The organism is Variovorax sp. KK3 (genome assembly GCF_001984055.1).
Classification (GTDB): Bacteria; Pseudomonadota; Gammaproteobacteria; order Burkholderiales; family Burkholderiaceae_C; genus Variovorax.
On record NZ_LYVO01000001.1, the window covers coordinates 201,810 to 217,155 of the forward strand.

General features: G+C 66.2%; 15 protein-coding genes. 2 read left to right on the top strand and 13 right to left on the bottom strand.

Going from position 1 to position 15,346, the window contains the following annotated elements:
- Positions 1–216: 216 nt before the first annotated feature.
- The 3 genes from B0W80_RS01000 to B0W80_RS01010 form a co-directional block, all read right to left on the bottom strand.
- Entirely contained in the window at positions 217–1,992 is a 1,776-nt protein-coding gene (locus tag B0W80_RS01000; RefSeq protein WP_143684424.1) for a hypothetical protein, read from the bottom strand.
- Positions 1,989–2,777 (bottom strand): hypothetical protein, encoded by a 789-nt coding sequence (locus tag B0W80_RS01005; protein ID WP_218668861.1) that lies wholly within the window; start codon positions 2,775–2,777, stop codon positions 1,989–1,991. Before B0W80_RS01005 ends, B0W80_RS01000 begins: the two co-directional genes overlap by 4 nt.
- Before the next feature lie 88 nt (positions 2,778–2,865).
- On the bottom strand, positions 2,866–3,780 hold the full coding sequence (locus tag B0W80_RS01010; protein WP_143684425.1) for a hypothetical protein: 915 nt from the start codon (positions 3,778–3,780) through the stop codon (positions 2,866–2,868).
- A gap of 88 nt (positions 3,781–3,868) precedes the next feature.
- Here B0W80_RS01010 and B0W80_RS01015 point away from each other — a divergent pair, with 88 nt between their 5' ends.
- Complete coding sequence (locus B0W80_RS01015; RefSeq protein ID WP_076997227.1) at positions 3,869–4,543, top strand: protein-L-isoaspartate(D-aspartate) O-methyltransferase; 675 nt, start codon at positions 3,869–3,871, stop codon at positions 4,541–4,543.
- Between the two features lie 70 nt (positions 4,544–4,613).
- Here the strand turns inward: B0W80_RS01015 and B0W80_RS01020 are convergent, their stop codons facing one another.
- From B0W80_RS01020 to cyoA, 7 genes are all read right to left on the bottom strand, one after another.
- Positions 4,614–5,156, bottom strand: a complete 543-nt coding sequence (locus B0W80_RS01020; RefSeq protein WP_076997228.1) for a response regulator transcription factor — start codon at positions 5,154–5,156, stop codon at positions 4,614–4,616.
- Complete coding sequence (locus B0W80_RS01025) at positions 5,146–6,441, bottom strand: ATP-binding protein (protein ID WP_076997229.1); 1,296 nt, start codon at positions 6,439–6,441, stop codon at positions 5,146–5,148. The genes B0W80_RS01020 and B0W80_RS01025 overlap by 11 nt, the downstream gene beginning before the upstream one ends.
- Positions 6,425–7,207, bottom strand: coding sequence for an SURF1 family protein (locus B0W80_RS01030; protein ID WP_076997230.1), 783 nt, complete (start codon positions 7,205–7,207; stop codon positions 6,425–6,427). The genes B0W80_RS01025 and B0W80_RS01030 overlap by 17 nt, the downstream gene beginning before the upstream one ends.
- A complete protein-coding gene (gene cyoD, locus B0W80_RS01035; RefSeq protein WP_076997231.1) occupies positions 7,204–7,632 on the bottom strand; it encodes a cytochrome o ubiquinol oxidase subunit IV in 429 nt (142 codons plus the stop codon). The genes B0W80_RS01030 and cyoD overlap by 4 nt, the downstream gene beginning before the upstream one ends.
- Entirely contained in the window at positions 7,629–8,288 is a 660-nt protein-coding gene (gene cyoC / locus B0W80_RS01040; protein WP_076997232.1) for a cytochrome o ubiquinol oxidase subunit III, read from the bottom strand. Before cyoC ends, cyoD begins: the two co-directional genes overlap by 4 nt.
- Positions 8,281–10,284, bottom strand: coding sequence for a cytochrome o ubiquinol oxidase subunit I (cyoB, locus tag B0W80_RS01045; protein ID WP_076997233.1), 2,004 nt, complete (start codon positions 10,282–10,284; stop codon positions 8,281–8,283). The genes cyoC and cyoB overlap by 8 nt, the downstream gene beginning before the upstream one ends.
- Before the next feature lie 69 nt (positions 10,285–10,353).
- Positions 10,354–11,403, bottom strand: coding sequence for a ubiquinol oxidase subunit II (gene cyoA, locus B0W80_RS01050; protein WP_076997234.1), 1,050 nt, complete (start codon positions 11,401–11,403; stop codon positions 10,354–10,356).
- A 174-nt stretch (positions 11,404–11,577) separates the two neighbouring features.
- On the opposite strand from cyoA, the gene B0W80_RS01055 reads away from it, so the two are divergent.
- Positions 11,578–12,912, top strand: a complete 1,335-nt coding sequence (locus B0W80_RS01055) for an MFS transporter (RefSeq protein WP_083745112.1) — start codon at positions 11,578–11,580, stop codon at positions 12,910–12,912.
- 63 nt (positions 12,913–12,975) lie between these two features.
- Here B0W80_RS01055 and ampC read toward each other — a convergent pair whose 3' ends face one another.
- From ampC to B0W80_RS01070, 3 genes are all read right to left on the bottom strand, one after another.
- Positions 12,976–14,160 carry a class C beta-lactamase gene (gene ampC / locus B0W80_RS01060; RefSeq protein WP_076997235.1) on the bottom strand — a complete coding sequence of 395 codons (1,185 nt, stop codon included), beginning with the start codon at positions 14,158–14,160 and terminating at the stop codon, positions 12,976–12,978.
- An 11-nt stretch (positions 14,161–14,171) separates the two neighbouring features.
- On the bottom strand, positions 14,172–15,005 hold the full coding sequence (locus tag B0W80_RS01065) for an alpha/beta hydrolase (protein ID WP_076997236.1): 834 nt from the start codon (positions 15,003–15,005) through the stop codon (positions 14,172–14,174).
- 109 nt (positions 15,006–15,114) lie between these two features.
- Positions 15,115–15,346: DUF3297 family protein (locus B0W80_RS01070; RefSeq protein ID WP_076997237.1), on the bottom strand; the 232-nt coding region annotated here is incomplete at its 5' end.

The following is a 15,346-nucleotide window of genomic DNA, read 5'->3' on the forward strand; positions in this document are numbered from 1 at the left end:
TTGCGTGGCGGGCCTTCGCAGATGCCGACGATATCTGCATCGACGCCGCGGATGACCGCGGCGATGCGGTCGGCCACGCCCTGCGGGTCTTTGGGCTTGGCGCCGAGGCCGGGCGTCGTCTTGCTGGGGGCGGTCAGCAGCTTTGCCTGACCGTTATGGAACAGGTTGACCATCCATTCCGCGTTGAAGGTTGCGATCTTGATCTCACGCGCCATGTCAGGTGCCTTTGCCTTTGCTCTTGCCATTGCGCGCACGCTCGCCAGCTTCGAGGTCCAGGCCGTTCCAGTAGCTGCGCCAGCCGTCTCGGCAGGTGCGCGCCAGCGCCTGAGTCCGCTCTGCGGCCTGGCTGGGTTCACCAGTGTCGAGCGCTGCCAACAGTTCGCTCGCCTGTTTTTCCAGCCGCGGACCATCGCCATCGGGCGCGCGGCCCGCGAGGAAGCCGGCCTCGAGCAGCACCTTGACGCGCAACACTGCATCCTTGGAAGGCCGCTTGAGGCCCGCGAGCGCCGGGTCCCGCACATAGCTTCCGGCAACCGGAACCGTGATGGCCGCTGCACTCGTGACGTAGATGCCGAACACCCCGCGGCGCCCCATTTCGAAGACGTCGCGAAACTGCAAGCCCCCGGCCCAGAGCACGTTCACTCCCAACGCCGCGGCATGGCGGTCGATGCTCTCGACCTGACGCAGCCCAAGCAAGCCCTTTCGGTCTGAGGAAGAACTTCGCAACAGGTGCCAGCCTGCGGCCTTGTCGAAAGTGTCGATCAGCACGACTCGCACGCCGTGTGCCGCCACGGTGTCGAGCCAAGCCTTCAGACCTCGGGGCAGATCGCCGCCGACGTCGACGCCTTCTTCGTGCAGAAGGCCTTGGTCGACGAAGAACACCGGCGCCGCGGACCATTGCGGCAGCCATTCCTGCACTTGTTCGACCACATGCGCAATCTCGGGGCGGGTGAGCGGAAAGCTCCCGTACTTGCCCAGGTTCGCTCCCATGCGCCTGGCGTTGGCGAGTCCGACCCAGACGCTGCGTGCGATGGTGTCGGTGTCCGGCACGTTGGCCGCACGCAGTAGAACCCGCTTGGACTGTGCCTCGCGCAGCAGCGGGCCTATGATGCCCGGCGCGAAATAGTCGAGCAGTCCGGCGAACGACACGGCTTCGTCCGCGATCGGCCGCCTGATACCCGACAGCACCACGGTCCGCAGCCCTGCGCTCGATGCCAGTCCGATGGCCGACAAGGCCATCTCCTTGCCTTGGAGCCCGCGGCCGACAGACGCCGCCAGGCCCACCGCGTGGCCTTCGGGTGCTTGTGCTCGACCCGCTGCCTGCCCGGACGCGACAAAGGCCGCCAACTCACGCAGCACGCGTTTCTTTTGCGGCTCCGTGAGCGGCGCAGGCGTGGCAAATTCGATCAGTACGGTCAGCGGGCGCGGCACGCCATCCGGCGTATCGACGAAGGGCTTGAAAGCCGCGACGAGCCGGTTCCTGGCCTCTTCCATGTGCGCCTTGCCCGCCCTTTCGATGATGACCCTCGGCTCTCGCCGATAGATGCGGAGATTCACCCGGGTGCCGACGTTGGTGGTGATGAGCACACGGTCGACGCACGCCAGCCATACCTGGGCATATTCGTGCGGCCCCACGGCGACTTCGCCGACGCCAGCAAGGCGCTCTGCATCGACAGCGACTCCGACCTCGAGCGGGGTAGGGCGGGCGCCCGCGGCGAACGCGCGCACTTTGGGCGATTCGAGCGCTGCGTCGCGGATATCGGCCGCTGCGCTCCCATCGTCGCTGACTCCGAGAAACGGGCCATGGCGAACCGCGTCGTAGTGCCGAAGAGACCAGGTGGCCGGATCGGCGACACCCCCAAGGTGATGAAAGGCACGTCGTGCCCGATCGGTCAGTGCGGCGCTCGGGCGGCGGCCGCTTGCCACGGCATCCCGATAGGCCTGGATCGCGTCGCGGCAGTCCTGTGCCAAGGCGCGGTCTGGACCGTTCATGCTTCGTGCGGTCCGGCGATCTCTGCGCCTTGCTCTTCGCGATGCAGCTTCCACAACAGCCAGTCGTCGTTGCGCACGTAGCGGTTCAGCTTGTTGTCCCACTTTTTCGGCAACTCGTGGGCCAGACTTGACAGAAACGGGAGCAGCGGCCGAGCCGGCTTGTGCCGCTGCTCGCGTTCATCCAATGGGCCTTTGGACCATTTGAACTTTCGCCGGCCGTGGTCGAAGCCGAAGCCGTCGAAGAAGCTCTCGCCGCCGACCAGCGGCATGTACCAGAGACTCGGCACGCCTGCCGGGTTGGCCTTGATGGGCACTTGCCGCTCGAGTTCGTCCAATAGCTGTTTGCCTGTGGCATCGTTCGCCAGGTGGACGCGCAGCGCGTCGAGTGCCGGAAACTCGACCGGCGGGCTCACGAACAGCACCGGCTTGCGCTGCTGGCGGCACAGGGCGATTTCGTGCGGCGTACCGACGCTGTAGATGTTGGTCGGGCAGTAGGCAATGGTGAAGTCGGTCGTATCCACCATGCGCAGGTCGATGTGCAGGGTTTCCCAGAACTTGCCAGTGATTCCTGCGCGCCGCTTCGCGCCGGCGGCGTTGTCTTCGAAGGTCCAGCGTTCTCGAATCCGGGCAGTATCCGTGCCTTCGCGCCCATATTCCATCAGGCCACGTACTTCGGGCTTCTGCCAGGGATCGAACACGACACAGCCCATGTCGCGCAGGAACTCGCCGATCCGATTCCGCCAGCCGTTCTTCATCTCGTCTTCGCGCGATGCGACGAAGTCCATCGGGCCGGACAGATACACACGCGCGCCGTCGAGCAGGCCGCGAGGCTTCGCCTTCCTGGTTGCGTTAGCTGGCATGGCGCCGACGCCCTCAAACGGGAAGACCGAGATCGGCTCTTACGTCCGCCGTGGCGCTCCAGCGGTGGATCCGTCTGCCGAACATGAAATACGCTTGCAACCCCGGATTCGGCGCCAGCAGACGCGCGGCGGCCAATGCGTCGGCAGGCCGTGCCTCGTAAAGCAGATCCTGTGCCGAAGCGGGAATTGCCTGTGGCACGACGTCCCAGGCGGCATCGTCCGCCGTCAGTACACCGGCCTCCACCAGGGCGACGAGCTGGCGCGGATGGCCATGCTCGCGACGGCCGCGTGCCACCGCCGCGATGAATCGTCCACCGAGGCAGGCCACGAGTGTGAGCAGGCCTTTCAGCACGCTGGTGCCGATGACGCTTTCCGGCCGCAGGTCGCGCGTGGTCGACCACTGCTCCCAGACCGTGCCGCCGTCGTCGGGGCTCCGGATATCCTGGTCGAAGCGCTGACGAGGCCACTTGTTGAAGGCTTCGGGCGCATCGTCGACCCCGCGCGCAGCGATGTGACCCTGCGAGGAGCCCTCGACGAACGCCGGGAACGATGCGCCCGCGATCAACCTCACACCTTCCGCGGCCGACAGTGAGACGGTTCGGACACCGGTCCCGGCTTCGTAGGTGATCGTGGCTTCGTAGGTGTCGTTCGCTGCAACATGGGTGATTGCGCACCACGCAATACCACTGGCGGTACGCGCGATGCCGGCGCCGCCGGCCAGGTGGCACAGGATGTGCCATCCGCCATGGTCGAAGTCACCAGGATCCCCAGGGCCCCATTCCTCGTCGATGATCTTGCCGTCGAGAAACAGGCGTCTCAGTCGCTCGAGGTTGTCATCCGTGTCGAGCAGCAGGCCCGATTCGGCGACCTCGAATCCGTAGCTTCCTCTTGTTGTTGCCATGGGCCCCTCGTCTTGTGCGGCGATCATGCCGCATGCCGCACAGTGCAGCAACATGATTTATGGGTGCGACGGGCGTAGCATTGCCGACTCGGCTTCGCCTTCTCGAGGAGGCACCATGAGCGACTCCGAATTCACCGCCCTGCACCAGCGCATGCTCGCGGAAATCGCCGCCAAGACGATCTTTTCCACTGGGCAGCTGGGCAAGGCCGCGCTCAATTCGCGTGTGATGGAGGCGCTGGGCAAGGTGCCGCGTCATGCCTTCGTGCCGATCGAGCTGCGGCCTTACGCCTACGTCGACACGCCGTTGCCCATCGGCTACGGCAAGACCATCTCGCAGCCCTTCATCGTCGCGGTGATGACCGACCTGCTCGACGTGCGCGCCACCGACACGGTGCTGGAGATCGGCACCGGGCTCGGCTACCAGTCGGCGGTTCTGGCGTCGCTGGCCAAGCAGGTCTACAGCGTCGAGCTGATCGAGGAGTTGGCCCGACAGGCACGGCAACGTCTGGCGCGGCAGGGGCATGCCAACGTCGAGATTCGCATCGGCAACGGCTGTCATGGGTGGCCCGAGCATGCGCCCTTCGACCGGGTGATCGTCACGGCGGCGCCCGAGCTGATTCCGCCGGCGCTGATCTACCAGCTCAAGCCGGGCGGGCGCATGGTGATTCCGGCGGGGCTTCAGGAATCGCAGCAGCTGCTGCTGGTGCAGAAGGACGAGAACGGCAGGGTGTCGACGCGCGAGATTTTCCAGGTGCTGTTCTCGTTGCTGGAAGAGGGTGAGCCCGACTGAAGGCGGCCGCATCCATCGACTGCTGCTTGGGACGCCACTTCAACGGCCGCAGCGACCGCTGCTTCGACCCCTATTTCACCCGCTGCTTGACCAGCTTGCGCGCCAGCGTTCGCCGGTGCATGCCCAGGCGGCGAGCCGTCTCCGAGATGTTGAAGCCGGTCTCGGCCAGGGTCTCGTGGATGCGCTCCCATTCGAGTGTCTTGATCGAGGTGGCACGCTCGGTCAGCTCGACCTCGGCATCTCCCTCGGCGCGGCCGAAGGCGGCTTCGATGTCGTCGGTGTTGGAGGGCTTGGCCAGGTAGTGGCAAGCACCTAGCTTGATGGCTTCCACGGCGGTCGCGATGCTGGCGTAGCCGGTCAGCACGACGATCAGCATCGACTCGTCGTGGGCATGCAGCATGCGCACGCAGGCCAGGCCCGATGCGCCGCCGGCCAGCTTGAGGTCGACCACCGCGTAGCCGGGTGAATGGGTCTTCAACAGTGCTTCCACCTGCTCGGCGCTCGCCGCCGACAGCACCTCGTAGCCGCGCCGTTCGAAGGACCGCGCAAGCGTGCGTGCGAAGGCGGCGTCGTCCTCGACGATCAACAGCACGCGTTCTTCATCAGTGTCCATGGGCCGTAGCCTCCTCGAGCGTGAGCGCCGCCAGCGGCAGGCGCAGGATGACGGCGGCCCCGCCTTGCTCGCGGTTGCGCGCCGACACGCTGCCGCCGAGCGTGCGCGCGACGTTCATGACCAGGAACAGGCCCAGCCCGCCGCCCGGCCGGCCCTTGCTCGACTGGTAGGGCTTGCCGAGCTGGGTCAGCATCTCCGGCGCGAAACCCGGGCCCGCGTCCGTCACCGTCAGGACGAGCCAGTCGGACTCGCGCGAGGCCGCCAGGCCCACCCAACGCGGTGAGGCTTCGAGCGCGTTGTCGAGTACGTTGTAGATGGTCTGCTTCAAGGCCGAGTCCGACACGATGGATACATCGTCGCCGAACTCATTGGAGTAGGCCAGGGCCTCGATCGGGCGGCTGCCCTCCCACTCGGCGACCAGGCCGTCGAGGAAGTGCCGCACGGTGGTGTGCACCGGCGCCTCGCCGCGGGCCTCGCCGGCAGACAGCAGGATGCCCGTCACGATGTCCTTGCAGCGGGCGACCTGCGCCTGCATCTCTTCGATTTCCTGGCGCAGTTCCAGGTCGGCGGCGAAGGGCTGCATGCGCTCCCAGTCGCCCAGGATCACCGCCAGCGTGGCCAGCGGAGTGCCGAGTTCGTGCGCGGCGCCAGAGGCCAGCAGGCCCATGCGCACGATGTGTTCCTCTTCGGCGGCGCGCTGCCGCAGGTCGGCCAGGCGCGCATCGCGTGCGCGCAGGTTGCGGTCGATGCGGGCGATGAAGATCGCCAGCAGCGCAGCATTGAGCACGAAGCAGATCAGCAGGCCTTGCACGTAGGGGCTGGCGAGACCCTGGCCGTTGTCCAGCGGCTTGTCCAGCGGCCGGTGGACCAGCGCCAGCCCGATGAAGCAGCAAACCGTGATCGCGATCAGGATACGGGTGTGGCGTGGCCCCAGCAGCACCGCGCCCAGGCACACCTGCAAGAGGAACAGGAAGATGAAGGGGTTGGTGACACCGCCGCTCAGGTAGAGCAGGGCCGTCAGCGTGCCGACATCGGCCAGCAACGCGACGAACAGCTCCATGTCGGTCACGTCCTCGTGCCGGTCCCAGCGCCACAGGCTGACCAGATTGAAGATGGCCAGGAACCCCAGCGCCGCGAACATGGGCTCCAGCGGCAGCCGGATGCCGAAGCCGAAGTGCACGATCACGATGGTCGCGACCTGGCCGACCACCGCGATCCAGCGCAGCTGGATCAGCTGCTGCATGTTCTTGAGGCCGGTGGCGTCGGCGTCAGTCGTGGGCTGCATCCCGCGATTGTCTTGCGGTGCGCACCACCCACCAGGCGGCCATGACAACCCCGAGGGCCAGGGTGAACCAGGTGAGGGCGTAAACCATGTGGTTGTTGCGGAAGGCGATCACCGTCAGGCCGGCGGCGGGCCAGCGCGGCTCGGCGCCCGGGCCAGCGCGTTCGGCCGGCGCGTCTTCGTCGACGAAGAAGGGCGCGACGCCGGAGAGTCCGCGCGCCGCCGCGATGGCCTGCACGTCGCGCGAGAACCATCGATTGCCTGCCGGGTCGTTGCTTCGCAGGAAGCCGCCGCCGGGCTCGCTGATGCGCAGCAGGCCGGTGAGCTGCACGTCGCCGGCCGGTTCGTTGTCGGCGCGGCTGGCACGCTCGCGCCGGTCGGCCGGCACGAAGCCGCGGTTGACCAGCACCACGTGGCCCTGCGGCGTGCGCAAGGGCGTCAGCACCCAATGGCCCGGGCCGAGCACGGTCGAGGCCTGCACCAAGGTCTCGCGGTCGTGGAGGAAGGTACCTGCGAGCCGAACATGGCGGTACTCGTCGCTTGCGGCGTCCATGCGCGTCCACAGCGCGGGCGAGGGCAGGTCGACCGGCGCCGCGTGCACGCGCGTTTCCACGCGCTCGATCAGCGCCAGCTTTCCGGCACGTCGTTCGATTTGCCACACGCCGAGCGCCGCGAACAGCGCAAAAAGCAGAACGCCGGCGAAGGCGAGGAGCGCCAGCGCCGGCGTGGAACGCGGTTCGCGGGAGATGTCGGACGGCGTTCCGGTCAAGGCATGTTGCGCATCTCGTGCATCGATGCCGGCATCATGTTGTGGTTGAGGTGGAACATGACCCACAGCGATCCACTCAGCGTGATCACCACCAGCACGATGGTGAAGATCAGCGCCAGCATGTTCCAGCCGCCCTCGGACTGCGCGTTCAAGTGCAGGAAGTAGATCATGTGGACCACGATCTGCACGGCCGCGAAAGCGAGGATCACGAACGAGGTCGTGCTCGGGCTCTCGATGACCTTGCCCATCACCAGCCAGAACGGAATGGCGGTCAGGATCACCGAGAGGATGAACCCGGTGACGTAGCCCTTCATGCTGATGTGCAGGCCGTGGTCGTCGTCGTCGTCGTGGTGGCCATCGCCGTGACCATGGCCGTGGCCATCGCCGTGTTGCCCATGCTGGCCGTGCGCGTGCGGATCGCTCATTTCAGGGTCCCCATCAGGTAGACGAAGGTGAAGACGCCGATCCACACGACGTCCAGAAAGTGCCAGAACATCGACAGGCACAGCAGGCGCCGCCGGTTCTCCGGAATCAGGCCATGCTTGCCGACCTGCACCATCAGCGTGATGAGCCAGATGATGCCGAAGCTGACGTGCAGACCGTGCGTACCCACCAGCGTGAAGAACGACGACAGGAAGGCGCTGCGTTGCGGGCCGGCACCCTCGTGGATCAGGTGGGCGAACTCGTAGATCTCGATGCCGATGAAGCCCGCGCCCAGCAGGCCCGTGATGCCGAGCCAAAGAAGCACGCCGCCGGTGCGCTTCTGCAGCATCTGCAACATCGCGAAGCCATAGGTGATGGACGACAGCAGCAGCAGCGAGGTGTTGAGCGCGATCAGCGGCAGCTCAAACAGGTCGGCGCCCGAGGGGCCGGCCGCATAGCTGCGGCCCAGCACGCCGTACATGGCGAACAGGCAGGCGAACACCAGGCAGTCGCTCATCAGGTAGAGCCAGAAGCCCAGCAGCGTGCCGTTCTGCGGGTGGTGCTCCTCGGTGACCAGGAACTGCGGGCGCTCGTCGGTCCGCGTGGCGTGCGTGCCGCGCTCCACGCCGGCGGGGTAGGGTGCGGTGATATCAGCCATGGGCAGCCAGCAGTCGGGTGCGCTCCGATTCGGTGCGGACGACGTCGTCCGCAGCGATGTAGTAGTCGCGCTTGTAATTGAAGGTGTGGTAGATCGTCGAAGCGATCAGCACCGCGAAGGACACGCCGGCGACCAGCCACATCTGCCAGATCAGCGCGAAGCCGCAGACGGCGCTCAGCATGGCCAGCACGAAGCCGGCGGCCGTGTTCTTCGGCATGTGGATCGCCGCGAAGCCTTCGCGCGGGCGCTCGAAGCCGCGTTGCTTCATGTCCCACCAGGCATCGTTGTCATGAATGCGGGGCGTGAAGGCGAAGTTGTAGTCCGGCGGCGGCGACGACGTCGACCATTCGAGCGTGCGGCCGCCCCACGGATCGCCCGTGTGGTCGCGCAGCGACTCGCGGCGCCTGAAGCTCACGTAGATCTGGATCAGGAAGCTCGCGATGCCCAGGGCGATCAGGAAGGCGCCGAACGCGGCGATCTGGAACCAGATCTGGATCGACGGATCGTCGAAGTGGCTGAGCCGGCGCGTCACGCCCATCAAGCCCAGAACGTACAGCGGCATGAAGGCGAAGTAGAAGCCGGTGAGCCAGAACCAGAAGGAGCACTTGCCCCAGAACGGGTCGAGCTTGTAGCCGAACACCTTCGGGTACCAGAAGTTGATGGCGGCGAACACGCCGAACACCACGCCGCCGATGATCACGTTGTGGAAGTGCGCGATCAGGAACAGGCTGTTGTGCAGCACGAAGTCGGCCGGCGGCACCGCCAGCAGCACGCCCGTCATGCCACCGATGACGAAGGTGACCATGAAGCCGATCGTCCACAGCATCGGCACCTCGAACTTGATGCGCCCGTGGTACATCGTGAAGAGCCAGTTGAAGATCTTCGCGCCCGTCGGGATCGAGATGATCATCGTCGTGATGCCGAAGAACGAATTCACGCTGGCACCCGAGCCCATGGTGAAGAAGTGGTGCAGCCACACCAGGTACGACAGGATGGTGATGACGACCGTCGCATACACCATCGATGCATAGCCGAACAGGCGCTTGCGGCTGAAGGTGGACACGATCTCGGAGAAGGCGCCGAACAGCGGCAGGATCAGGATGTACACCTCCGGATGGCCCCAGATCCAGATGAGGTTGACGTACATCATCGGGTTGCCGCCGAGTTCGGTGGTGAAGAAGTTCGTTCCCACGTGGCGGTCGAGCGACAGCAGCGCCAGCACGGCCGTCAGCACCGGGAAGGCGGCCACGATGAGCACGTTGGTGCACAGCGAGGTCCAGGTGAACACCGGCATCTTCATCAGCGACATGCCCGGCGCGCGCATCTTCACGATGGTCGCGATCAGGTTCACGCCCGACAGCAACGTGCCCACCCCCGCTATCTGCAAGGACCATATGTAGTAGTCCACCCCCACGTCGGGGCTGCCTTGGATGCCCGAAAGCGGCGGGTAGGCCAGCCAGCCGGTCTTGGCATATTCGCCGACGAAGAGCGAGGCCATCGTCAGCATCGCGCCGGCGGCCGTCATCCAGAAGCTGAAGTTGTTCAGGAAGGGGAAGGCCACGTCGCGCGCGCCGATCTGCAGCGGCACCACGTAGTTCATGAGGCCGGTGACCAGCGGCATCGCGACGAAGAAGATCATGATCACGCCGTGCGCCGTGAAGATCTGGTCGTAGTGGTGCGGCGGCAAATAGCCCATGTTGTCGCCGAAGGCCATGGCCTGGTGCAGCCGCATCATGATGGCGTCGGCGAAGCCGCGCAGCAGCATGATGATGCCCAGCACGATGTACATCACGCCGATCTTCTTGTGGTCGATGCTGGTGACCCAGTTGCGCCAGAAGGGGCCCCACGCGCGGTAGTACGTCATGGCGCCGAAGATCGCCAGGCCACCCAGCACCACGGCGGCGAAGGTCGCGATCAGGATCGGCTCGTGGTAAGGGATGGCCTCCCAGGTGAGGCGACCGAAGATCAGCTTGGTCAGGTCGGGGTTGTCGGGCATCGTGCTTCTCGGGTACCTATGGTGCGAGGGTGGGGCGCCGCACGAGGCCGCGTCCGGAATGGGTTGGAATTACTGGATGACGGTCCGGGGTGCGCCGGTCGGGTTGTCGACGGTGCAGATTTCGGAGGCCACGGTGCGCATGGGCAAGCCCATCTCGCCGCGCGGCACTTCGGTCAGCGCCAGCGGCGACAGGCCCGCCTTGCCGGCGCCGCCGGAGGCATCGACCGCCATCATGTGGCGCATGCACATCTTGTTGGCCTCGACGCAGCGGTTCAGGATGGCGTCGTACAGGCCCGGTGCCACGCTGGCGTAGCGGCGCACCGGCTCGCGCTCGCTGGGCTTTTCGAGGTCGAGGTAGTCAGGACGGCCGAGCGTCTTGCCCTCGGCCTTGGCCTTCTGCACCCAGCCGTCGAAGTCGGCGCCTGCGAGCCCGTGGAACTTGAAGCGCATGCCCGAGAAGCCGGCGCCGCTGTAGTTGGCCGAGAAGCCGTCGTACGTGCCTGGCTGGTTGATGACCGCATGCAGCTTGGTTTCCATGCCGGGCATCGCGTAGATCATGCCGGCGAGCGCGGGCACGTAGAAGGAGTTCATCACCGTCGACGCCGTGATCTTGAACTGGATCGGCCGGTCGACCGGCGCCGCCAGTTCGTTGACCGTGGCGATGCCCTGCTCGGGGTAGAAGAACAGCCATTTCCAGTCGAGCGCGACCACCTCGACCACCAGCGGCTTCGTGCCCTCGGGGATCTGGCGGCCTTCTGCGATGCGATCGAGCGGGCGGTACGGGTCGAGCGTGTGGGTGCTGATCCAGGTCAGCGCACCCAGCGCGATGATGATGAGCAGCGGCGCCGCCCAGATGATCAGTTCGAGCTGGGTGGAGTGGTCCCAGTCGGGCTTGTAGGTGGCCTCGGTGTTCGACTGCCGGTAGCGCCAGGCGAACAGGAAGGTCAGCGCGATCACCGGCACGATGATCAGCAGCATGAGCAGCGTGGAGATCACGACCAGGCGAGCCTGCTGCGCGGCGATGTCGCCGGACGGGTTCAGCACCACCATGTTGCAGCCCGCCAACAGCGTGGCAAGAAGGAGCAGGGCCGGCCAACGGAGAATTTTGAGGAGGGGCATGCCTGGATCGGAAAGAAAACGGGCTCCACGGGTTAGCGCGGATTGCGATTGCGCGCAGAATGTATCCCCATCGAAGCGCGTTGGCGATTGGACGTTTTGTCCTATGGCGCAAATCTGCATCTGATGCGACCCTGCGAGATCTTTGCAAGGCTCCCTGAACCCCGAAGCACCGCGATGTCCAGCCTCAGTCACGCCCCGTCCGAACCCTCTTCCGAATCTCTGGAGAGGGATGCCCGCCTCATCACCGCCGACCATTCGGTGGCGCCCGGCGAGATCGCCGTCGGTGTCGTCATTGGGCGCGCTTCCGAGTATTTTGATTTTTTCGTCTACGGCATCGCTTCGGTGCTGGTCTTCCCGGCGCTGTTCTTTCCCTTCGAGCAGCGCCTGGAGGGCACACTGTACGCCTTCGTCATCTTCTCGTTCGCATTTATCGCGCGGCCCATCGGCACCGTGATTTCGATGTCGGTGCAGCGCCGCTGGGGCCGCGGCACCAAGCTCACCATGGCCTTGTTCCTGCTGGGCACGTCGACGGTGGGCATCGCCTTCCTGCCGGGCTACGAAAGCGCGGGCATGCTGTCGATCGTGCTGCTGTCGATCTTCCGCGTCGGCCAGGGCCTGGCGCTCGGCGGTTCGTGGGACGGCCTGCCTTCGCTGCTGGCCATGAACGCGCCGCCGAACCGCCGCGGCTGGTATTCGATGCTGGGCCAGCTCGGTGCGCCGGTGGGCTTCATCATCGCCAGCGGGCTCTTCGCCTTTCTGTACGCCAGCCTCTCGCTGGCCGACTTTTTGTCCTGGGGCTGGCGCTACGCCTTCTTCGTGGCCTTCGCCATCAACGTGGTGGCGCTGTTCGCGCGGCTGCGGCTGGTGGTCACGCAAGAGTACGAGCAGCTCATGGAAGAGGGCGAACTCGAGCCTACCGGCGTCACCGAACTCGTCCGTGCGCAGGGCGGCAACCTGCTGATCGGCGCCTTCGCCGCATTGGCCAGCTATGCGCTGTTCCACCTGGTCACGGTGTTCCCGCTGTCCTGGATCGGCCTGTATTCGGAGCAGTCGGTCACCGAATTCCTGCTGATCCAGATCCTGGGCGGCTTCCTGGCCGCGGGTGCCATCGTGGCCTCGGGCTGGATCGCCGACCGTGTGGGGCGCCGCCGTACGCTGGGCTCGCTGGCCGTGCTGATCGCCGTGTTCAGCGGTTTCGCGCCCACCTTGCTGGGCGGTGGCACCCTGGGGCAGGACGTGTTCATGCTGGTCGGCTTCGTGCTGCTGGGTCTGTCCTACGGCCAGGCCTCCGGCACGGTGACGGCCAACTTCGAGCGCCGCTATCGCTACACCGGCGCCGCGCTTACCACCGACCTAGCCTGGCTCATCGGTGCCGCCTTCGCGCCGCTGGTGGCATTGGGCCTGTCGGCCAACTTTGGCCTGGCCTACGTCAGCGTCTACCTGCTGTCGGGTGCGGCCTGCACGCTGGCGGCACTGAGCATCAACCGGGCGCTCGAGTCGCGCGACTAGGGCCAGGGCCAGGGCCAGGGCCAGGGCCAGGGCCTCGGCCGGCGTCGGGCGCCTGAGCTTGGATCAGCCCACGCCTGCCTCGCTGCTGCTCTTGCCGAGCGCCGCAAGAATGCGGTGGGCCGCCTTCACGCGCACGGTGTTCGGGTAGTTCCTGTTGGCCAGCATCACGATGCCGACCCGCTGGGCCGGCACGAAGGCCGCGTAAGCGCCGAAGCCGTTGGTCGAACCGGTCTTGTTGATCCACGCGCCGGCACGCGGCGGCAGGGGCGGGGCCAGCGTGCGAGCCCGTTTCGGTTCGAGCGCCATCTGCGACGAGTTGCCCGCGAGCAACTGGTCGAGTTCTGCCGGCGCGGCGTAGGTCTCCCAGCCCAGTCCCTGCGTCATCCCATCGACGTCGAAGTAGCCGGTGTGCGTTGCCGCGACCGCGCGCCGCAGCGCCGGGTCCAGCGACGTGGCGTCCATCTGGGCCTCGACGAAGCGGATCATGTCTGCCGAGGTCGTCTTCACCCCGTAGGCCTCCGAATCGAGCATGCCCGGCGATACGCGAACCGGCCGACCGTCCCGCGCGTAGCCTTGCGCGTAGTCGCCCATGCGCCTGGCGGGCACCTGCAAGAAGGTGTCGGAAAGCCCGAGCAGCGGCAGCAGTCTGGCTTGCATGAGTTCGTCGAAGGGCGCGCCCAGGCTGCGGGCGGCCAGGTGGCCGAAGAGTCCGATGCTCGGGTTCGAATACAAGCGATGGGTGCCGGGCGCGTAAACAGGCCGCCAGCTTCTGAAGTAGTCGACCATCTGGCTCGCGCTGGCCACCTCGTCGGGAAACTGCAGCGGCAAACCGCCAGCGGTGTAGGTGCACAGTTCGAGCAGGCTGATGCCGTCGAAGCTGCTGCCGGCCAACGCGGGCAGGTATCGGCTGGCCTTGTCGGTCAGCGCCAGCGCGCCGGTGGCCTGGGCATAGGCACCGAGCGTGGCCGTGAAGGTCTTGCTGAGCGAGCCGACCTCGAAGATCGTGCTCTCCGTCACAGCCTGCCCGCTCTGCTTCGAGGCCAGGCCGAAGTTGAAGAAGTGCCGTTGGCCGCGCGCCGTGACCGCCACCGCCATGCCCGCCACGTCGTTCTCCTGCATGACGGGGCGAATGGTTTCGTCGACGATCCGATCGAGCGGGCTGGGTTTGGCGGACTGCGCGCATCCGGTCATCGAGGCGCCGAGGGCGAGTGTGGTGGCAAGGCGGAAGTTGAAATTGCGTCGGTTCATTTGATGATCGTTCATGCCGCCTTCGGCTCCGGCAGCACCGACGTGAGCGCGAAGTCGACCAGGCGCAGCCAGGTTTCTTCCAGTCCCATGATGTTGTGATGGTCCGAGCCTGCGATGGTCTGCACGCAGACCGGTGTCGGCCAGGCGTCGATGAGCTTCTGCGAGCGTTCGGGCAGCACCACGTCGTCGCGTGCGGCCAGCAGCACCTGCGTCTTCGCCGCGACCTCCTTGCAGTGAAACAGCGAGTCGAAGCGGTGCCGCAGCAGCAGGGCGAGCGGCACGAGCGGAAAACGCCGCTTGGCCACTTCGAGCATCGAGTCGTAGGGCGTGATCAGCTGCAGGCTCGCGAAGTCCTGCCGTGCCACGAGCTGGATGGCCACGCCCGTGCCCAGGCTGCGGCCGACCACGTGCAGGCGCGCATTCGGGAAGGCGCGCCGCAGGTGGTGGGTGAGTTGCGCCGCGTCCTGCACGGAGGCAATTTCCGACGGATGCCCCTCGGAGTCCGCGAAGCCGCGGTAGTTGATCGCGGCGAAGCCGAAGCCTTCTGGCAGCCAGTGCAGGGCCTGCGCCGTGGCGCGGACGTCCTCGCCCCGGCCGGCGAAGTAGATGAACAGATCCTGCAGCGACTCTTCGCCATGCGGGTGATACACGTAGCCGCGCACCATGCCGCCCGGCACGGTGTGCGAGTAGGTCGAGAAGTCTTCGGACAGGTGCACCACCGGCAGCTTGCCTGCCCTGAAGAGGATGTGGCCCTGGCGGGTCGCCAGCAAGGTCCAGTAGGCGGCAATGCTGCCGATGGCGGCGGCCGAGACCGACAGTGCGATGCGGAATGCTTTGGATGACAAGAATGGCTCCGGGAAAAGCCGGCGTGCTGCGCGTCGCGTGTCGTCTCGCCGATCGAGGCGGTCCGATGCGATCAGGCTGGCCGGCGGCGCGGCATGGCGTGCCTGGTGCTCACGCCTCGCGATAGAAGGCCTCGACCTGGCCCTTGAGCTTGATCAGCAAAGGCTTGCCCTTGCGGTCGAGCGTCTTGCCGGCCGGCACCTTGATCCAGCCTTCGCTGATGCAGTATTCCTCGACGTCGAGCCGGTCCTTGCCGTTGAAGCGGATGCCGATCTCGTGCTCGACGGCTGCGGCCAGGTAATGCGGACTGCGCGGGTCGACGGACAGGTGGTCGGGAAGGGGC